Genomic DNA, 19,810 nt, shown 5'->3' with positions numbered 1-19,810 from the left:
GGACCGCCGCACCCGTCGAAAGGACCCGCCATGCTGCGCAGCACGGACCGCATCCGCACCACCCACGTCGGCTCCCTCCCCCGCAACGAGGAGCTGCACCGCGCCAACGCCGAGCGCCGCGCCGGCTCCCTGAGCGAGGAGGACTTCGCCCCGATCCTCACCCGGGCGGTGGATGAGGTGGTGGCCCGGCAGCGGGAGGTCGGCATCGACACCGTCAACGACGGCGAGTACGGCCACGCCAGCAACGGCGCGGTGGACTACGGCTCCTGGTGGCACTACTCCTTCGCCCGCACCGCGGGGCTGTCCGTGGATGTGCAGGACCCCGAGCAGGTCCCGCAGCGCTCCGAACCCGGGAACCTGCGGTACACGACCTTCGAGGACCGCCGGGACTGGACCCGCTTCCGGGACTTCTACGCCACCGAGATCGACACCGGCAACGACCCGGACACCCAGTTCCCGGTGGCCGTGGACGAGCTGCGCTACATCGGCCAGGACGCGGTGGCCGCCGACATCGCCAACCTCCAGTCCGCAGCCCAGCGCCACGGGGCCGACGAGGCGTACATCGCGGCGCTGTCCCCCGGCTCCGCGGCGCGGGTGGGCAACGTCTTCTACTCCACGGACGAGGGCCACATCCGCGCGTGGGCCGAGGTGCTGCACGAGGAGTACAAGGCCATCACCGACGCCGGGCTGATCGTGCAGATCGACGACCCCGGGCTGGCCGAGGGGTGGGACCAGATCAACCCGGAGCCCTCCGTGCAGGACTACCTGACGTTCCAGCAGATCCGGGTGGACGCGCTGAACAGCGCCCTGGAGGGCATCCCCGCCGAGCAGGTCCGCTTCCACCTGTGCTGGGGCTCCTGGCACGGCCCGCACACCACGGACCTGGAGTTCAAGGACATCGTCGGGCTGATGCTGGAGATCCAGGCCGGGGCGTACACCTTCGAGGCCGCCAACGCCCGCCACGCCCACGAGTGGACGGTGTGGGAGGACGTGGAGCTGCCGACGGGCAAGCTGATCATCCCGGGCTGCGTCTCCCACTCCACCAACGTGGTGGAGCACCCGGAGCTGGTGGCGCAGCGGATCGAGCGCTTCGCCGGACTCGTCGGGAAGGAGAACGTCATCGCCTCCACCGACTGCGGGCTGGGTGGGCGGATCCACCCGGACATCGCCTGGGCCAAGCTGGCCGCCCTGACCGAGGGCGCCCGGATCGCCTCGCAGCGCCTGTACTGAGCGCCGCGGCGCCGCACCGACGTCGAGCCGTCATCCGCGTGAGCTCTGAGGGCCGCAGAGCCCACGCGGATGACGGCTCGGCCTCATCGTGCCCGTTCGCGCCCGCGCTGTCCGGACAAGTCAGACATGAGACGGGTCGAATGCTCCGGGGGATGACGCCCCGCTACACTGGGCGCACGCAGTGCGGCGCGGAAATCCCGCGCCGCAATCCCTCCCCTCAACGAAGAGGACCATCGTCATGGCATCTGAGACAGACTCGCCGCGCGAGGAGCTGCTGGCTCCCGTCGGCGGCACGATCATCGGCATCGCGGACGTCCCCGACCCCGTCTTCTCCGGGAAGATGGTCGGCGACGGCTTCGGCGTGTCCGAACCGTCCACGGGTGATGTGCTCGCCCCGGTCAGCGGCACGGTGACCATGGCCGCGGACACCGGGCACGCCCTGGGCTTCAAGACCGACTCCGGCTTGGAGGTGCTCGTGCACCTCGGGGTGGACACCGTGGAGCTGGAGGGCCGGCCCTTCGCCATGGAGGTCTCCAAAGGCGATGCCGTCCAGGCCGGTCAGCGGATCGGCCGCATGGACGTGGAGGCCATCACCGAGGCCGGCAAGGACCCGACGGCGATCGTCGTCATGCCCAACACCGCCAAGAAGGTCGAGTCCGTGCAGGTGCGCGCAGGCCACACCGAGGCTGGTCAGCCCGCCGCCGACGTCGCGCTGAAGGAGCCGGGGACCGAGACGGGCGCGGTGCCCGCCGGTGACCCCGAGCCGGGGCACGCCCGCCAGCCGCAGGTTGAGAACACCGCGGCGCCGGCCGACGCGACCGAGGCCGAATCCGAGGAGCGCCCCGGGGATCTGACCGGCTACGACGCGCTGGCCTGGGACATCCTCGACAACATCGGCGGCAAGGCCAACGTCCGCTCCGTGACCCACTGCATCACCCGCGTCCGGTTCTACCTGAAGGACCAGGGCAAGGCCGACGACGAGGTGGTCGCGGACCTGGACGGCGTGATCGACGTCGTGCGGGCCGGCGGGCAGTACCAGGTGGTCATCGGCCCGGCCGTGGAGGACGTCTACGACGCCGTCGTCAAGCAGCTGGGCACGGACAAGGCCGCCGCCAGCGAGCAGGACGCCGCGGAGGAGGCCGAGCGCCCGGACACCGCGTGGGGCTGGGTCAAGTACGGCTTCAGCTCCCTGATCGGGGTGATCACCGGGTCCATGATCCCGGTGATCGGGCTGCTGGCGGCGGCCGGCATCCTCAAGGGGATCCTCTCCCTGCTCACCCAGTTCGATGTGGTGGATGAGTCCTCCCAGACCTTCACCATCATCTCCGCGATGGGAGACGCGGTCTTCTACTTCCTGCCGATCTTCGTGGGCTTCACCGCCGCGCGACGGCTGGGCTCGGACCCGATCATCGTCTCCATCGTCGGCGGGGTGCTGGCGTATCCGACCCTGGTGGAGATGGCCGCGGGTGAAGGGCAGCGCTCGCTGCTGGGGATGTCGCTGAACGCCGAGTTCTTCGGCCTGCCCTTCCACATGGCCTCCTACAGCTACTCGATCTTCCCGATGATCGTGGCCGCCTGGTTCGCCTCGATCGTGGAACCGTGGCTGAAGAAGATCATCCCCACCGTGCTGCGCATGATCTTCGTGCCGCTGTTCGAGGTGGTGATCGTGTCCCTGGCCGTCATGGTGGTCCTTGGCCCCGCCGTCATGTTCGTCTCGGAGGGCATCGCCAGCGCCCTGATGTGGGTCTACGACATGTCCCCGACCATCTCCGGTCTGATCATCGGCGGGTTCTACCAGTGCTTGGTGATCTTCGGCCTGCACTGGGCGGTCATCCCGATCGTCACGGACCAGGTGTCGGGACCGGATGGCCAGTCCCCGATCAACGCGATCATCTCCGCGACCATGGTGGCTCAGGGCGGTGCCGTGCTGGCGGTGTTCGTCAAGTCCAAGCTGCCCAAGATCAAGGAGCTGGCCGGCCCGGCCGCGATCTCCGCGTTCTGCGGCATCACGGAGCCGGCCATGTACGGCGTGAACCTGAAGTACACCCGGGTGTTCGTCATGGCCTCGATCGGCGGTGCAGCGGGTGGTCTGCTGACCGGCATGTTCGGGGTGACCATGTACGCCTTCACCGGCTCCCTGGTCGGCTTCCCGTCCTTCATCACCCCCGGGGTCGGAGCGGACGGCAACTTGGTGGGCTACCTCATCGCGTCGGCGACGGCTCTGGTCGTCGCGTTCATCCTGACCTACTTCTTCGGGTTCCGGGATGCGGACGCGGACAAGGCGCGCGAGGTCAAGAAGGTCCGCCTGGGACGGCGGGACCCCGTCCAGAAGTGACCGACCGGGTCCCGTGCCCGGACCGATAGCCGACCCGGCAGCCGGGCCCGGTGCGCGGACCCGTTCCCGACGGCGGCACGCCGGTGCTTAGCATGCTCCCTGAGCCACTTTCCCTCCCGAAGGAGTCCCATGGAGCTGCTGCTGATCACCGGCGTGCTGCTGTTCGTCATCATCGCGGCCGCGGACGTGCTGGGCCCGCGGCTGGGGCTGGCGGCCCCGCTGCTGCTGGTGCTGGTCGGCGTCGGGCTGAGCCTGATCCCGGCGACCCACGGGGTGGAGGTGGACCCGGAGATCATCCTGCAGGGCATCCTGCCGCTGCTGCTGTACGCCGCGGCGGTGTCCATGCCCACCATGAGCTTCCGCCGGGACTTCGGGGCGATCTCCGGGCTGTCCGTGGTCCTGGTGATCATCACCTCCCTGCTGCTGGGGCTGCTGTTCCAGTGGCTGATCCCGGACCTCGGGTTCGCGTGGGGCGTGGCCCTGGGCGCGATCGTGAGCCCCACCGACGCCGTGGCGACCTCGATCATCAAGGGCGGCCCGGTGCCCCGCCGCGTCGTCGTGCTGCTGGAGGGCGAGGGTCTGCTCAACGACGCCACGGCCCTGGTGATGCTGCGCACCGCGATCGTCGCCAGCGCCGCCGGGTTCTCCTTCTGGGGTGTGGTCGGCTCCCTCGCGTACTCGGTGACTCTGGCCGCGGTGGTTGGCTCCGTGGTGGGGGTGGCCAACCTTGCGGTGCGACGCCGGGTGGAGGATCCCACGGTCAACACGATCCTGTCCTTCACGGTGCCGTTCCTCGCCTCGATCCCCACGGAGGCGGCGGGTGCCTCCGGGCTGGTGGCCGCCGTCGTCGCCGGCCTGGTCACGGGGGTGCGCGCCCCGCGCCAGCTCAGCCCGCGCCACCGGCTCTCGGACCGGCAGAACTGGGAGAGCATCAACCTCATCGGGGAGGGTGCGGTGTTCCTGGCCATGGGCTTCCAGCTGGGCCCGATCCTCGAGGAGGTCTCCGAGGAGTCCGTGGGTCTGGGGGTGCTGGTGGGGATCGCCGCGGCCGCCCTGGCCGCTACCCTGCTGATCCGCGCGGCCTTCGTGGCGCCGCTGCTGTGGCAGCTGCGGCGCAAGGCCCTGCGTCGGGAGGCCATGCGCCCGCGGGCCGAGGCGATTCAGGGGCGGCTGGCGGATCCGCAGGCTCGGGAGGAGGCGGTGCGCCGCTTCCGAGAGCAGCAGGCCCAGGGAGGGGTGGCCCGCGCGCGGGCTCGGCACCACCGGAAGCGGTGGCTGGGCACCCGGCGCGGGGCCCCGGATCTGGAGCGGTTCTCCGCCCGGCTGCGCCGGTTCATCGCGGACACGGACTACCTGACCAAGCGCCCCCTGAGTGCGGCCGACGGCGGGATCGTCGTGTGGGCGGGGATGCGCGGGGCCGTGACGGTCGCGGCCGCCCAGACCCTGCCGGAGGATACCCCGATGCGCTCGGTGCTGATCTTCATCGCCTTCGCCGTGGCCGCCCTGTCCCTGGCGGTCCAGGGCGGCACCATCAAACCGCTGGCGGATCGTCTGTCCCGTCGCGGGGCGGACCCGGAGTCCGCGCAGGAGGACCGGGAGGAGCAGCGGCAGGAGCACCGGGCGGTGATGGCCCTGCTGCACGAGGCCGCCCGTGCCCCGGAGGGCGAGGCCGAGCCTTCCTCCCCGGCGGAGGCCAAGCGGGTGCGGCTGGCCTCGATCCGTCGGCAGCGCGCTGCCCTGCTGGACGCCCGCGACGAGGGCACCTATGACGCCGATGTGCTCGATGGTGCCCTGCAGGTCCTGGACGCGGATGAGATCTCGCTCCAGCTGCGCGGGGGCGCGGCCTTCTGACGGCCCCACCCCGATGACGGTGCGGCGAGCGCCGGGGACGGTCACGGGATCGGCGGCGTGCCCGGCTTCGGCGGCGGAGGCGGGACCCCGGCCCGGGCGTTCTCAGCCGGGGCTCAGACCCGGCCGGTAGGGTCGGGGGGCCGCCCCCGTCGCCCGTTCAGGGCGCGATCCCCTCAGGAGGTTGACCCGCATGGCCCGCGTTCCCAGCAGCCGGTGGAGCGAGCTCGCCCGCGCCCTGCCGGAGGGGCCGCTGACCTACCATCCGCCGCGCGAGCACCACGGGCACTGGTCCGTCACGGATGCCGCCGGTCGGGAGGTGCTGTGCCCGCACACCCCGCCGACCCCGGAGGTGGTGGCCCTGCTGACCCGGGGCCTGGAGCTGATCCGCGAGGAGGCGGGAAGCACCCCGGAGCCTGCGGCACCCACTCCCCTGGATCTGGCCGGGAGCGGGCGCCCCGCGCTGGCGGCAGCGGAATCCGGGGAGCGAGCCGGGAACCCGGTGTGGAAGCTGCGCCCGCTGCGCAAGGTCACCAAGTTCCTGCGCCGTCAGGGCATAGCCTTCGGTGAGATCGTGGCGATCGTCGCGGACCCGGAGGGCACCGAGCCTGGCCGGGATGGTGCCACGATCTATGTGGCGCGCGGCCTGCGCGTGGTGGTGGGCTCGGACGGGGAGACGGTGCTGGCCGTGTACTCGGTGGGTGAGCCGGAGCGCGCGGAGCCGCCGGTGAACACGGGCCCGCCGATGCCGCGGGTGCCCGGGACCAAGGCGGACCGGCGGGTTCCGGTGCCCACGGATCGCACGGATTTCGTGGCGCTGCTGCGCTCCCGGGGCTTCGACGTCGTGGACGGCGGCAAGCACCAGCGGATCACGCACGAGGACCACCCGGGACTGGCGGTGACCCTCCCCTCCACGCCCTCGGATCACCGGTGGGCGCAGAACACGATCGCGGAGGTCAGGGCCGTGTTCGGCATCGACCTGCGCCAGCCGGCGCCCGGCCGCTAGAGACCGCTCACCGCTGCAGCAGCAGGGCCTCCCCCTGCCCGCCCCCGCCGCACAGGGAGACGGCGGCCTTCCCGGCACCGCGCCGAGCCAGCTCCAGCGCCGCCGTGAGCACCAGGCGCGCCCCCGAGGCGCCGATGGGGTGGCCCAGGGCGATCGCCCCGCCGTGGATGTTCACCCGCTCCAGCTCCACCCCGAGGTCCCGCGCGGACTGCAGGGCGACGGAGGCGAAGGCCTCGTTGACCTCCCAGAAATCCAGGTCCGCCGCGTCCCATCCGGCGCGGGCCAGGGCGGCCGCCGTCGCCTGGGAGGGCTGGGAGTGCAGGGAGGCGTCCGGCCCCGCGGTCTGCCCCGCCGCCCCCACCATGCACAGCCACTCCAGCCCGTGCTCCTCGGCCCAGGCCCGAGAGGCCAGCACGACGGCGCCCGCCCCGTCGGACAGCGGCGAGGCGTTGCCCGCGGTGATCGTGCCGCCCTCCGCGAAAGCCGGGCGCAGCCGCCCCAGGGTCTGCGGGGTGGAATCCGGGCGGATGCCCTCATCCTCGGTCACCGTCACCGGCTCCCCGCGCCGCTGCGGCACCGGGATCGGCGCGATCTCCTCACCGAGGATCCCGTCCGCCTGCGCCCGCCCGGCCCGCTGGTGGGAGGCCGCGGCCACCTCGTCCTGCTCCTCACGCCCGATGCCGCGCTGGGCGTTGCCCTCCTCGGTGGACTCGCCCATGGGTCGCCCGTCCTCGGCGTCGGTGAGCCCGTCCCGGGCGACGGCGTCCTGCAGGCGCAGGTCCCCGTAGGTCTTCCCGGCGCGCACCCCGGCGGCCAGGTGCGGGGCGCCGGTCATGGACTCCTGCCCGCCGGCCACCATCACGTCGGCCTCGCCCAGTCGGATCGGCCGGGCGGCGTCGACGACGGCGGCCAGCCCGGACAGGCACACCTTGTTCAGGGTCATGGCGGGCACGGAGCGGGAGATGCCCGCGGCCATCGCGGCCTGCTTGGCGGGATTCTGCCCGGCCCCGGCCTGGATCACCTGCCCCATGAGCACCTGGTCCACCTGTGTAGGCTCGACGCCGGCCCGCTCCAGGGCGGCGCGGATCGCGTGCGCGCCTAGCCGCACCGCGCTCAGCGGGGCCAGCTGCCCCATGATCCGGCCCTGCGGGGTGCGGGCGCCGTGGAGGATGACGACGTCGGTCGGTGCGCTCACGGAGGGGACTCCTTCGTCTCGATGCTGCGGGGCGGTGGGTCGGGGGCGCGCACGGCGCATCCGGTCCGGACTCCACTCCCCTGGAATTGCTCTGCGTCACACCCTACCGTCGGTACGCTCGGACAGTGAGGGGCGCGCACCGCCCGAGACCCGCCGACGACAAGGACTCCTCATGACCCGCATCCTGCTCGCCGTGGACAAGTTCAAGGGCACCGCGACCGCCGCCGAGGTAGCCGGGGCGCTGGCCCGCGGGCTGGCCGAGCATCCCGAGGTGCAGACCGTCCAGGTGCCGGTGGCCGACGGCGGGGACGGCACCCTCCAGGTGTGCGAGGCCCTGGGCTGGCGCCTGCGCAGCGCGCGGGTCACCGGTCCGGACGGTGCCGCACTGCGGGCCCGTTTCGCGTGGGACGAGCCGCGGCGTCGGGCCGTGATCGAGGTGGCCGAGGCCTGCGGGATGCGGCTGCTGACCCGCGATGGCGAGCTGCCGGAGGACGCGGATGCGGAGGCCGCGACGAGCCGGGGCGTGGGGCAGCTGGTGCTGGCGGCCCTGGATGCCGGGGCCGAGGAGGTGGTGCTGGGTCTGGGCGGCAGCGCCACCACGGACGCCGGGTTCGGGATGGCCCAGGCCCTGGGGGTCCGCTTCCTGGATGGGACCGGAGAACCGGTGGCGGATCCGCGGCGCCTGGCCGAGGTGGCCCGGGCGGATCTGAGCGGGCTGGATGCGCGGGTGCGGTCGGTGCGGTTCGTCGCGGCCTCGGACGTCACGAATCCGCTGCTGGGACCCGACGGCGCGGCGGCCGTGTTCGGCCCGCAGAAGGGACTGGCCTCGGAGCGGATCGAGCCGCGGGACGCGGCCCTGGGGCGCGTCGCGGCCGCCGTGGAGGAAGCCGCGGGGACGGCCGACGTCGCGGACCGGCCCGGAGCCGGGGCCGCCGGGGGTCTGGGCTTCATGACCCTGGCGCTGCTGGGCGCCCGCTACGCCTCCGGGATGCAGACGTTCCTGGACCTGGCCGGCGTCGACGACCTGCTGGAGGGCACCGACCTGGTGGTCACCGGGGAGGGGAAGCTGGATGAGCAGACCCTGCGCGGCAAAGCTCCGGCGGGGGTGGCCGAGCGCGCCGCGGAGCGCGGCATCCCGGTGGTCGCGGTGTGCGGGCAGAACACCTTGCCCCCGAGCACCCGGCACCCGTTCCAGCGGATCCTCGCGATGACCGACGTCGAGCCGGACGTGCGGTCCTGCCTGCGGAATCCCCTGCCGGTGCTGGAGCGCCTGGCCCGCGAGCGTCTGCTGGCCTGATCCGCCGCGCAGACGGCGCGATCCCCGGGCGGCGCGGTGAGCGTGCCCGGGGATCGCGAGGCGGCGGTGTGCGGCCCTGAGGGGCTCGGTCGCCTACTTGGCGTGCTCCTCGACCTCGTCCAGCACCCCGTTGGCCGCGGTGATGCCGGCGTTGAGGTAGAACTCGTCGTCATCGACCTGGAAGGCGTGGTCGCTCTTCACCGCTTCCAGACCGGACCACAGCGTCTCCTTCGTCAGGTCCGAGGCGTCCCCTCCCTGCACCCCGTAGAAGAGGTAGTCTCCGTCGGCCTGGTCCAGCTGCTCGGCGCTGATGTCCTGGCTGGTCTTGTCGAAGCGCTGGGTCTCCGGGCGGCTCAGGCCGGCGTCCTCGGCGATGGAGCCGACGAAGCTGGACACGCCCCAGATGCGGATGCGGTCCGGCTGGTAGCGCAGGAAGGAGATGGTCTTGTCCGAGCCCACCTGCTCGCCGACCTTCTTGGCCCGCTCGGCGTACTCCGCCAGCTTCTGCTCCCCCTCCTGCTGCTTGCCCAGGGCGGAGGCCACCAGCAGGTAGTCCTGCTTCCAGTTCACCCCGGTGCCCTCGGTGACGACGGTGGGCGCGATCCCGGACAGGGACTCGTATGCGGAGTCATCCTTGAGGGTGTTGTTCACCAGGATGAGGTCCGGCTTGAGGTTGGCGATCTTCTCGATGTTCGGGGAGGTGCGCGAGCCCACGGATTCGATCTTCCCCAGCGCTTCGGCATCATCGGCGTAGGCCTCGGTCAGGTACTCGGGCACGGCATCGGCGTTCTTGGCGGAGGTGGTGCCCACGGGCACGACGCCGAGGTCCAGCACGTCATCCATCTGGCCGGTGGAGATGACCACCACCTTCTTCGGCGCGGCGTCGATGGTCACGTCACCGCGGAAGCCCTTGACGGTGCGCGGGAACTCGCCGTCCTTCGCGGTGCTGCCCATCCCGCTGGGCAGGGCGCTGGGGGCGGGGGCGACCGAGGCGGAGGCGCTCGAGGACTCGGAGGCCGAGGAGTCGGCGGAGGATCCGTCGCCGGAGCAGCCGGCCAGTGCCAGGGCGCCGGCGGCCAGGAGGGCCAGGGGTGCGAGCAGGGGGCGTTTCTGAGACGTCATGCCCCTGAGGTTACCCTTAGTCACGATGAAGTCACCCCATCTCACCTCGGCGGACGCTGCGATCCGCGCCACGAGAGGGACACCGGACCCCTCCTCCGGGCGCCGTCGGGGCGGGTCCGGGCGCCTGCTCCTGGTGGTCCTGGCGTCGGCGGCGGCCCTGTTCGCGCTGTTCGTCCTGAGCCTCGCCCTCGGCTCCCGCACCATCCCCTTCTCCCACACGCTCGCCGCCCTCCTCCACCCGGATGGCGGCACGGAAGCGCTGGTGATCTGGCACCTGCGGATGCCCCGGGCCCTGGCCGCCGTCGTGGTCGGGGTGGGGCTGAGCGCGGCGGGGCTGGTGATGCAGGCCCTGACGCGCAACCCCCTGGCCGAACCGGGGATCCTGGGGGTCAACGCCGGGGCATCGGTGGCCGTGGTCCTCGGGGTCGTGCTGGCCGGCGCGCACGACGCCGCGGGGTACGCCTGGTGGGCGCTGGCCGGTGCCGCCGCGGCCGCCGCGGTGGTGTTCCTGCTGGGCCGCGGCGGGACCGGCCCGGCCTCTTCATCCGGGACCGCCACCGGGGGCTCCTCGCGCCTGCGCATCGTCCTGGCCGGCACGGCCCTGGGCGCCTCGCTCGGCTCCGTCACCGGCATCATCACGATGGTCGATTCCGCGGCCTTCGACGCCCACCGCTTCTGGGTGGTCGGGTCTCTGGCCGGACGGGATATGGCGACGGTCGAGGCCACCGCACCCTTCGTCCTGGTGGGAGCGGTGATGACGCTGATCCTGTGCGGTCCGCTGAACGTGCTGCTGCTCGGCGAGGACTCCGCCGCCGCGCTCGGGGTTCGGGTGGGTCCGGTGCGCGTGCTGGCTCTGGCAGCCATCACCCTGCTGGCCGGGGGCTCCACCGCCCTGGCCGGTCCGGTGGCCTTCGTCGGACTGGTCGTCCCGCATGTGCTGCGCCTCCTCCTGGGACCGGATCTGCGTCGCCTGATGCCTCTGGCCCTGGTGGCCGGTCCCTGCCTGGTGCTCGCCTCGGACATCGTCGGGCGGGTCGTGGCCGCGCCCGCAGAGATCGCCGTCGGGGTGGTCACCGCGTTCCTGGGGGCGCCGACCCTCCTGTGGCTCGTCGTGAGGGGACGCTCATGAGCCGCGGCATGTGGCAGCGTGCGGCCACCGCGGTCGCCGTGATCGGCATCCTGCTCACGGCCGCCGCCACGCTGGTGTTCGGCACCTACGACATCACCCTCGATCGGGTCTGGCAGACCCTGACCGGCGGCGGCTCCCCCATGGACCGCCAGATCATCCTGGAGCAGCGCCTGCCCCGCCTGTTGGCCGCCCTCGTGGTCGGCGCCGGATTGGGGGCCGCGGGAGCGGTGTTCCAGACCCTCTCCAGGAATCCCCTGGGCAGCCCGGACATCCTGGGGTTCACCACCGGTTCGGCGACGGGCGCCCTCATCGTGTCCCTGGTGCTCCCGGGGATGCGCTCCGGGGAGGCAGGCGCCGAGGCCGGCGGTCTCGGCATCGGCGTCGGCGCCGTGCTCGGCGGATTCCTCACCGCCGCCGTCGTCCTGCTGCTGGCCCGCCGCGAAGCCTCCGTGGGCTCCCGGCTGATCCTGGCCGGCATCGCCATCGCCGCTCTGCTGTCCTCCGTCAACGACTACCTGCTGACCAGCGCGGATCTGGAGGAGGCGGAGAGCGCCAAGACCTGGCTGTACGGCTCCCTGAACGCGCTGCGCTGGCCGGACCTGACCGGGCCGGGACCGGCGATCCTGCTCCTGCTATTCGCGCTGCTGCTGGGACGGCGGCAGCTGCGGATGCTGGAGCTCGGGGAGGACATGGCCGGGGGTCTGGGCGTCCCGGTGCGCCGCACCTCCCGGGTGCTGATGATGCTGGCCGTGGGGATCACCGCGGCGGCCATCGCCGTGGCCGGTCCCATCGGCTTCCTGGCGCTGGCGGCGCCGCAGCTGGCGCACCGCTGGTGGCGCACCGCCGGCCTGACGGTGGGCACCTCCGCCCTGCTCGGCGCGGGGATCCTCGCGGTGGCGGACTTCCTCGCCGCCCGGCTGCTCTCCCCCTTCGAGATCCCCGTGGGGCTGGTGACCGGGGCCCTGGGCGGGGTGTACCTGCTCTGGCTGCTGCACCGCGAACGCGAGCGCCTCTGAGCCCCACGGCGCGGCAGGTCAGCCGGCTGCTACAGCCAGTCCTTCTTCTTGAACACGCCCCACAGCACGGTGCACACGGCCACCATGAGCCCGAGCGCCCCGTAGTAGCCCCAGCTCAGGTCCAGCTCCGGCATGTGCTGGAAGTTCATCCCGTAGATCCCGGCGATGATGGTCGGGGCGATGAGGATCGCGGCCCACGCGGACATCTTCTTCATCGCGTCGTTCTGGTCCTGCGCCACCAGGGTGGCCTCCACGGTCAGGGCGTTCTGCAGGGCGGCGCGCAGCCCGTCCAGGTGGTCGGTGGCGCGGATCGCGTGGTCCTTCACGTCCCGGAAACGGGGAAGGAGGGTCTCGGGGGTGCCGTACTTCTGCGCCCCGCGCATCAGCAGCTCCATCATGTAGTTCAGCGGTCGGGTGGCCCGCTGGAACTTGACCACCTCGTTGAACAGCTCGTAGATGCGCTGCGAGGACTTCTCGTCACCGGAGAACAGGTTCTCCTCGATCTCGTCGAGGTCCTCGTCCAGCTCCACCAGGATCGGCTCGTATTCGTCCACGACGGCGTCGAGCAGCTGGTAGAGGAAGCACTGCGGATTCGCGGCCTCCTCCCCGGAGCGGCGCAAGGCGCGGCGCACCTGGTGCACGGCCCGGTGCCGGTCCCGCTTGCCGCGGGTGATGGCCAGGAAGTGGTCCGAGCCCACGAACAGGTGGGTCTCGCTGACCTCCAGCTTCTCCGCCCGGTCCCGGTAGGCCACCGGGTGCAGCACGAGGAACAGGGTCTCCCCGTAGCGCTCCAGCTTGGGCCGCTGGTGGCCCTCCATCGTGTCCTCCACCGCGAGTTCGTGGAGGTTGAGCACGCGGGCGGCCTCGTAGATCTCCTGTTCGTCCGGGTGGTCCAGGACCATCGTCAGGCACCCGCCGTCCTGCTCACCCCAGACGCGGAAGGCCTCGTCGGAGTCCTCGACCTCCCGGACCCGGCCCTCCCGCCCGACGACGGCGGCGTACGCGAGCGTCATCGGCCGCCTCAGTCCTCGATCAGGTCGCGCACGACGATGGTGTTCTCCCGGTCCGGGCCCACCCCGATCGCGGAGATGCGGCAGCCGGACAGCTCCTCCAGGGCCTCCACGTAGCGCCGGGCGTTGGCGGGCAGATCCTCCAGGGTCTTGGCCCCGGAGATGTCCTCGGTCCAGCCGTCGAAGTGCTCGTAGATGGGGGTGGCGTGGTGGAAGTCGGTCTGGGTCATCGGCATCTCGTCGTGGCGCACGCCGTCCACGTCGTAGGCCACGCACACGGGGATCTGCTCGATGCCGGTGAGCACGTCCAGCTTGGTCAGGAACAGGTCCGTGAACCCGTTGATGCGGGCGGCCTGCCGGGCCAGCACGGCATCGTACCAGCCGCAGCGGCGGGGGCGCCCGGTGTTCACGCCGTACTCCCCGCCGGTCTTCTGCAGGTAGGTGCCCCACTGGTCGAACAGCTCGGTGGGGAAGGGTCCGGCGCCCACGCGGGTGGTGTAGGCCTTCTGGATGCCGATGACCCGGTCGATGCGGGTGGGCCCCACTCCGGAGCCCACGCAGGCGCCGCCGGCGGTGGGGTTGGAGGAGGTCACGAAGGGGTAGGTGCCGTGGTCCACGTCCAGGAAGGTGGCCTGCCCGCCCTCCATCAGCAGGGTCCTGCCCTCGTCCAGGGCCTGGTTGAGCAGGAGGGTGGAGTCCACGATCATCGGCTTGAGCCGCTCGGCGTAGGAGAGGAAGTGCTGCACGATCTCCTCGGCCTCCACGTGGCGGCGGTTGTAGACCTTCACCAGCAGCTGGTTCTTCTGCCGCAGGGAGCCCTCCACCTTCTGGCGCAGGATGGACTCGTCCATGATGTCCTGCACGCGGATGCCCAGCCGACCCACCTTGTCCATGTAGGCCGGGCCGATGCCGCGCCCGGTGGTGCCGATGGCGCGCTTGCCGAGGAAGCGCTCGGTGACCTTGTCCATGGTCTGGTGGAAGGGGGCGACCAGGTGGGCGTTGGCGGAGATCCGCAGCCGGGAGGTGTCCGCACCGCGGGCTTCCAGCCCGTCGATCTCCGCGAACAGGGCCTCCGGGTTGACCACGACGCCGTTGCCGATCACAGGGGTGGCGTTGGGGCTGAGGATCCCGGCCGGCAGCAGCTTCAGCTCGAACTTCTCGCCGCCGACCACCACGGTGTGTCCGGCGTTGTTGCCGCCGTTGGGCTTGACGACGTAGTCCACGCGCCCGCCGAGCAGGTCCGTGGCCTTGCCTTTGCCTTCGTCGCCCCACTGGGCGCCCACGATGATGATTGCTGGCATGTCGAGAGAAGCTCTTCCTGGTCGGGGTGAGGCGCCCGGGCCTGCGCGGGCGCCGTCGTCGGGACGACGGCGAGCGGGCGCCGCCTCCCAGGATACCCGGTGCGCCCAGCGTGGGCGCCGGTTAGCCTGGTGTGCATGAGCTTCCTCGATGCCGCGCCGCGGGCCGCCGAGTCCATCCACCTCGTCTCCTGGGCCGGGTGGCCCAACTTCGGGGACGAGCTGATCGCCGCCCGGTGGCTGCGCTTCCTGGCCGAACACCGCCCGGAGGCGGAGGTGTGGCTGGACGTGCGCCACCCCGGCACGGTCTCCTCCCTGCTGCGCGGCCTGCACCCGCGGCTGCACGTCACGGACACCCTGTTCCGCGCCCTGGACGTCGCCGAGCACACCGCGGACCGCACCGTCGCGGACCTGGTGACGCACCTGGGCTCCCCGCACTTCGACTCCGGCCTGCTGGACCTGCGCGAAGCCGGCACCCTGCATCTGCTGGGCGGCGGCTACGTCAACGGGTACTGGTCCCGCAACGACGGGCTCGTGGAGGGGATGCGCGCCGCCGCCGAGATCTCCGGAGCGAAGCTGGTGGCCACCGGCCAGGGCATGATGCCGCTCGGAGCGGAGCTGTTCGAGGGCTTCGACCACGTGGGGGTGCGCGACCGGCCCAGCGCCCGCGCCCTGGGCATCGAGCGGGGCTACGACGACGCCTACCTTCTCGAGAATCCCCCGGCCCCCGCGCTGGACGGGGCTGAGCCGCGGGAGCTGTGGGTGTGCGTGCAGAGCGACGCCCTGGATCCCGACGCCTTCGAGCGGCTCATCGCCTGGACCCGCGAGCAGATCCGGGCCCTGGGCTTCCCCCGGGAGCGGGTGCGCTACGTCGAGGCCATCCCCGGGGACGACTACGCCGGCTACGAGCGGCTGAAGGATCTCATCGCCGAGGACGGCTTCCTGCCGTTCACCGCCTTCTGGCGGGACGGCTTCGACTTCGGTCCGCACCAGGTGTGGCTGAGCACCCGCTTCCACCACCACCTGGTGGGGGCCCTGCACGGGGCGCGCGGGATCGCCCTGAACGGGCACGGCGGCTACTACGACGTCAAGCACGAGTCCCTCCGGGACCTGGGCACCCGCTGGCTGCTCAGCGACGGCGACCCGTCCCGCCTGCACCGCCTGGAGGAGCTGCGCCGCCCGGCGGACTTCTCCGCGATCTGCGCGGCCAAGGTCCAGGAGGCCCGCTCGATCTACCGCTGAGCCTGCGCGCACCCGAACGCCCGAACGCCCGCGGCAGCGGCCCGGAGCCGGCGGCGGCTTCAGCCCTCTCGAGCCTTCCGGGAATGCGACGAGACCGGCCCGCCCGCCCGAACCCCCTGATCGGGGGCCGGACGGACGGGCCGGTCTCGCGCGGTGCGGGCCTCAGCGGTTGCCCAGCACCTCGTGGTCGTAGCGGTAGAGGAAGGCCGCCATCTGACCCCGCTCCACCGAGGCGGAGGGACGGAACGTGCCGTCGTTCCAGCCCTTGGCGATCTTCTGGTCATTCATCCACGCCACCTGCCGGTAGAACACGTAGTTGGTGCTCACGTCCTTGAACGGGGACTTGGCCGGCGGGGTGTAGGCCGGGGATCCGGCCATCCGGTACATGAACGCCGCCATCTGACCCCGCTCCACCGAGGCGGAGGGACGGAACGTGCCGTCGGGCCACCCCGTGGTGATGCCCTGCGAGGCCAGCCAGCTGATCTCCTTGTAGAAGACGTAGTTGGTGCTCACGTCCTTGAACGGGGACTTGCTCGGCGGGGTGTAGGCCGGGGACCCGGCCATCCGGTACAGGAAGGCCGCCATCTGTCCGCGCTCCACCGGGGCGGAGGGACGGTAGGTGCCGTCCGGCCATCCGGTGGTGATCTTCTTGGTCGCCAGCCATGCGATCTCGTTGTAGAAGGGGTAGGAGGTCGGCACATCCTTGAAGCGCGGGTTCTCCACGACCTCGGTCTTCCCGCTCTTCACGGTCAGCACCTGGGCGCGTCCGCCATCCTCGCCCTGCTTGATCCCGGAGAGATCCCCGGTGCCGTTGTGCAGGTGCAGGAACAGGGCCTGGGCGTCCTCCGCGGAGCCGCGGGTGACGCTCAGGGTGCCCGGCTCATCGCTGAGCAGCACGGAGTTGATCCTCTTCGAGGAGTCGAAGGCGACCTTCGGCTGGTTGGGCTTGAAGGTGATCGCGTCCGTGGAGTCGATCGCGTCGCTCTGAGCGTAGGAGAAGGTGGACACGGCGTAGCTGATCGACAGATCCTTCTGCGCCGGGTCCAGACCCATCTTCGTCAGGTCCACCGGCAGCACGATGGCGTTGGTGTCCATGGTGTTGGTGTCCGTGTCACCCCAGGAGCCGTTCAGCGGCTGCTGATCCGTGTACACGATGTTGCCCGCGCCGTCGCGCTGCAGGCTGTTGCCGACCACGCGGACCAGCCCGACCAGCGGGTAGTCCAGGCCGGTGGCCCGGGTGGTCACGACCACCCAGTCCGGGCGACCGTTGCCGTCGGTGTCCAGCAGCACCTGGAATTCGCTGCTCGGCATCACCGAGACGAGGTTGCCCCAGGTGGAGATGCCGATGGCGAGCTTGCCGTCCTTCACCGCCGTGCCCACGTACTGCAGGTCCAGGGCCTGAGTGGACGGGGCCGGCAGGGAGGTGGACTGCAGCCGCGGGGAGCTCGCGCCGAGCTCGAAGGCGCCCAGGGCGGAGCGGTAGCCGCCCTGGTTCAGGGCCGTCCCGGCCAGGCTGACCTGGGTCTGGGCGGTCTTGGCGTCCTTGAACTCGATGGCGTTGGCGTCCACCTTCATGTCCGAGACCGGCTTCGGGGCGATCTGCAGCGGCAGCCGCAGGTCCTGGCCGTTCTCGGAGAGCACCAGCCGGCCGGAGAGGCTGCCGATGTACTGGCGGGCCTTGCCCAGCTGGATCTTGGCCTGGGCCGGGTCCTGGGTCTTGACCAGGGCCTTCGGGTCCACGGTGGCCGTCACGGTGATGGTGGCCTTCCCGCCGGAGCCCACCGAGACGGTGGGATCGTAGGAGAAGGAGACCCCGGGCATCTGCGTGGTCCCGGCGAAGGAGACCACGTAGGTGTGGGCCCGGTTGCCGATGTTGTCCACGGTGATCTTCCGGGTGAACCTCTGCACGCCGCCGTTGGTCTTGGCCTCGGTGACGCCGAAGCTCTGGCTGACGATGTCCGGGCGATCCGCGTTGTAGACGATGACGTCTTGGTTCACGGCCCGCACCGCATCCACCCGGCCGGACCCGACCCGCTCCACGGACTCCGTGGTGCCGTTGGCGTTCTTGACGTCGTGGGTCGCGGTGTTCATGATCGCGGCCTTGACGTTCTGCGGGGTGTAGTTCCGGTGCTTCTGCCAGACCAGAGCCGCCACCCCGGAGGTGTGCGGGGTGGCCATGGAGGTTCCAGTCATCACCTCGATGCCGTTGCCCGAGCCCACGCCCGCGGAGGCGATCGAGGTGCCGGGGGCGGCGACGTCGGGCTTGGTGTACCCGGCCGAGCCGTGCTCGCCGCGGGAGGTGGAGGCGTTGGAGTAGTCCTGGGAACCGCTGTCCACCCGGCCGGCGCCGATCATGCCCGGGCCGACCTTGATGCGCAGGGTCCCGGCCTTCGCCGCGGCGTCCACCTTGTCCGCGGAGGCCTTGTCCAGGCGGATGCCCGGGATCCCGGAGTTGCCGGCGATCCCGGCGTCCTCGACCGTGACGTCGCTGGTCAGCACCACGCCCTTGGCCCCGGCGTTCTGGGCGTTGTCGAAGCGGACCTTGGAGCCGCAGGGGTACTGCCCCGTGGCGTCATCGGCCCAGTCCAGGTACACCCACTTGCCGGCGAAGTCCTGCCCGGTGAAGGGCTGGCAGCCGTACTTGTTGGCCTCGGGCACGGTGGTCACGGTGCCCTCCAGCTGCTCCGGCTTGGCGGCCGTGTAGTCGAAGGACTGGCTGTAGGAGCCGGTCACATCGCCCTTCACATCCTCCGGGGCCAGGACCTCGGCCTGGTCCACGGCCACGGTGGAGCCGATGGAGTTGGCCACGGTCAGGGCGGAGGTGGCGCTGCCCGGGCTGCCGGCGACGTCGTAGGAGTCCCCGGCGTTGCCCGCGGCGATCACGGAGAGGACCCCGGCCCGGTTCAGGGCGTTGACGATGTCGTTCTCCGGGTCATCGGCGATGCCGAAGTCCGAGCCGATGGAGATGCTCGCGATCTGCGCGGCATCCGAGTAGTCCCCGTCCCCGTTGGGATCCAGGGTGCGGTCCAGGGCGGCGCCGACCAGATTGGTGGAGCCCTCGCAGCCGAAGACCCGCAGCGAGGTCAGCTTGGCCTCGGGGGCGGTGCCCGGTCCGATCTTCATGGCCTTGACCTCATCCGCGGTGAGCTTGGAGTAATCCCCCGTGAAGGTCTTGCCGTCCTTCGTCACCCCGTAGCCGCCGGCGGTGCCCGCGACGTGGGTGCCGTGCCCGGCGGCCTTGCAGTCCAGCGGGTTGGCATCCGGCTGCGGGACGGAGGTGGCCAGGCGGGCGTCGTAGGCGTCACCGGCCAGGTCGTAGCCGGAGATGACCTTGTTCGGGTCGATCAGCCCGGAATCCTTCGTGGGGAAGGTCTTCAGGTCCTTGGCCTTGGCGTAGGCCTCCTGGGTGCCCGGTCCGCCGAAGTCCGCGTGGGTGTAGTCCAGGCCGGTGTCGATGACGGCGATGGTCACGTCCTTGCCGGTGACGCCGGGGTTCTCCCAGGCGCTCGCGGCGCCGGTGTCCACATCCGCTCCGGCGTTGACCCGCTCCTTCGGGATGATCTTGGAGATGCGCTGGACGTCGTCGCGCTCGGCGAGCTTCTTGATCTGGTCCGCATCCCCCTGCATGGCCACCCCGCGCAGGGCGTTGTGGGTGGTGTAGAGGACCTGGGAGCCGGAGTCCCCGGCCATCTGCTGGCCGGTGGCCTGGACCTGGCCGGCGATGGCCTGGACCTGGCTGGCGCGGTTCTGCAGCTCTCCGCCGACGCGACCGCCGGCCTGGGTGGCCTCGAAGGCGCTGACGCCCTTGAGCTGGACGTACACGGCGATGTTCCCGTGGGCCTGGGCGACGTCGTCGGCGAGGACCGGGGAGGAGGAGCCTGCGGACAGCGAGGTGTCATCCGGGGCGCTGCCCTGGATGGTCTCGGCGAAGGCTGGCAGGCCCGAGGACAGGGCCAGCGTGAGCCCGAGTGCCGCCGCCGCGCAGGCTTTCGCGCTGCGGCGGGACCCGGAGAGGAATCGTGGAGACATCGACGTTCCTTCGGTGCGAGGGATGGGGGAGGCCCCGCCCTGACGAGCGGAGA

Annotated in this window: 13 protein-coding genes; 8 read left to right on the top strand and 5 right to left on the bottom strand. The window is 71.6% G+C overall.

Annotated elements, in window-relative coordinates:
- Window positions 1–30 precede the first annotated feature (30 nt).
- The 4 genes from KKR01S_RS06425 to KKR01S_RS06410 all read left to right on the top strand — a co-directional run bounded on the left by KKR01S_RS06425 (window position 31) and on the right by KKR01S_RS06410 (window position 6,419).
- Window positions 31–1,230, top strand: coding sequence for a cobalamin-independent methionine synthase II family protein (locus KKR01S_RS06425; protein ID WP_058731011.1), 1,200 nt, complete (start codon window positions 31–33; stop codon window positions 1,228–1,230).
- Window positions 1,231–1,468: 238 nt separating this feature from the next.
- Window positions 1,469–3,565 carry a PTS sugar transporter subunit IIABC gene (locus KKR01S_RS06420; protein ID WP_058731010.1) on the top strand — a complete coding sequence of 699 codons (2,097 nt, stop codon included), beginning with the start codon at window positions 1,469–1,471 and terminating at the stop codon, window positions 3,563–3,565.
- A 129-nt stretch (window positions 3,566–3,694) separates the two neighbouring features.
- The gene (locus tag KKR01S_RS06415) at window positions 3,695–5,416 is read left to right on the top strand and encodes a cation:proton antiporter (protein ID WP_058731009.1); all 1,722 of its coding nucleotides are present in this window, start codon (window positions 3,695–3,697) and stop codon (window positions 5,414–5,416) included.
- Between the two features lie 190 nt (window positions 5,417–5,606).
- Window positions 5,607–6,419: a hypothetical protein gene (locus KKR01S_RS06410; protein ID WP_058731008.1), complete on the top strand. Its 813-nt coding sequence runs from the start codon at window positions 5,607–5,609 to the stop codon at window positions 6,417–6,419.
- Window positions 6,420–6,426: 7 nt separating this feature from the next.
- On the opposite strand, the gene KKR01S_RS06405 is transcribed toward KKR01S_RS06410, so the two are convergent.
- A complete protein-coding gene (locus KKR01S_RS06405; protein ID WP_058731007.1) occupies window positions 6,427–7,614 on the bottom strand; it encodes an acetyl-CoA C-acetyltransferase in 1,188 nt (395 codons plus the stop codon).
- A 172-nt stretch (window positions 7,615–7,786) separates the two neighbouring features.
- On the opposite strand from KKR01S_RS06405, the gene KKR01S_RS06400 reads away from it, so the two are divergent.
- Window positions 7,787–8,911 carry a glycerate kinase gene (locus KKR01S_RS06400; RefSeq protein WP_174520375.1) on the top strand — a complete coding sequence of 375 codons (1,125 nt, stop codon included), beginning with the start codon at window positions 7,787–7,789 and terminating at the stop codon, window positions 8,909–8,911.
- A gap of 93 nt (window positions 8,912–9,004) precedes the next feature.
- On the opposite strand, the gene KKR01S_RS06395 is transcribed toward KKR01S_RS06400, so the two are convergent.
- Window positions 9,005–10,033, bottom strand: coding sequence for an ABC transporter substrate-binding protein (locus KKR01S_RS06395; RefSeq protein ID WP_058731006.1), 1,029 nt, complete (start codon window positions 10,031–10,033; stop codon window positions 9,005–9,007).
- A gap of 25 nt (window positions 10,034–10,058) precedes the next feature.
- Between KKR01S_RS06395 and KKR01S_RS06390 the strand changes: the two genes are divergently transcribed.
- Together KKR01S_RS06390 and KKR01S_RS06385 are read left to right on the top strand one after the other, a co-directional pair.
- Window positions 10,059–11,162, top strand: coding sequence for a FecCD family ABC transporter permease (locus tag KKR01S_RS06390; protein WP_081046311.1), 1,104 nt, complete (start codon window positions 10,059–10,061; stop codon window positions 11,160–11,162).
- A complete protein-coding gene (locus KKR01S_RS06385; RefSeq protein WP_081046310.1) occupies window positions 11,159–12,178 on the top strand; it encodes a FecCD family ABC transporter permease in 1,020 nt (339 codons plus the stop codon). The genes KKR01S_RS06390 and KKR01S_RS06385 overlap by 4 nt, the downstream gene beginning before the upstream one ends.
- A 29-nt stretch (window positions 12,179–12,207) precedes the next feature.
- On the opposite strand, the gene KKR01S_RS06380 is transcribed toward KKR01S_RS06385, so the two are convergent.
- A complete protein-coding gene (locus KKR01S_RS06380) occupies window positions 12,208–13,191 on the bottom strand; it encodes a magnesium and cobalt transport protein CorA (protein WP_058731004.1) in 984 nt (327 codons plus the stop codon).
- Between the two features lie 8 nt (window positions 13,192–13,199).
- On the bottom strand, window positions 13,200–14,489 hold the full coding sequence (locus KKR01S_RS06375; protein ID WP_058731003.1) for an adenylosuccinate synthase: 1,290 nt from the start codon (window positions 14,487–14,489) through the stop codon (window positions 13,200–13,202).
- 135 nt (window positions 14,490–14,624) lie between these two features.
- Here KKR01S_RS06375 and KKR01S_RS06370 point away from each other — a divergent pair, with 135 nt between their 5' ends.
- Window positions 14,625–15,728 carry a polysaccharide pyruvyl transferase family protein gene (locus tag KKR01S_RS06370; protein WP_058731002.1) on the top strand — a complete coding sequence of 368 codons (1,104 nt, stop codon included), beginning with the start codon at window positions 14,625–14,627 and terminating at the stop codon, window positions 15,726–15,728.
- A 162-nt stretch (window positions 15,729–15,890) separates the two neighbouring features.
- Here the strand turns inward: KKR01S_RS06370 and KKR01S_RS06365 are convergent, their stop codons facing one another.
- Entirely contained in the window at window positions 15,891–19,757 is a 3,867-nt protein-coding gene (locus tag KKR01S_RS06365) for a S8 family serine peptidase (protein ID WP_058731001.1), read from the bottom strand.
- Between the last annotated feature and the right edge of the window lie 53 nt (window positions 19,758–19,810).

The sequence above is a fragment of the Rothia kristinae NBRC 15354 genome (genome assembly GCF_001570865.1).
Taxonomy (GTDB): domain Bacteria; phylum Actinomycetota; class Actinomycetes; order Actinomycetales; family Micrococcaceae; genus Rothia; species Rothia kristinae.
Note: the sequence above shows the minus strand (reverse complement) of the source record. Positions and strands in the feature narration are given on the sequence as shown.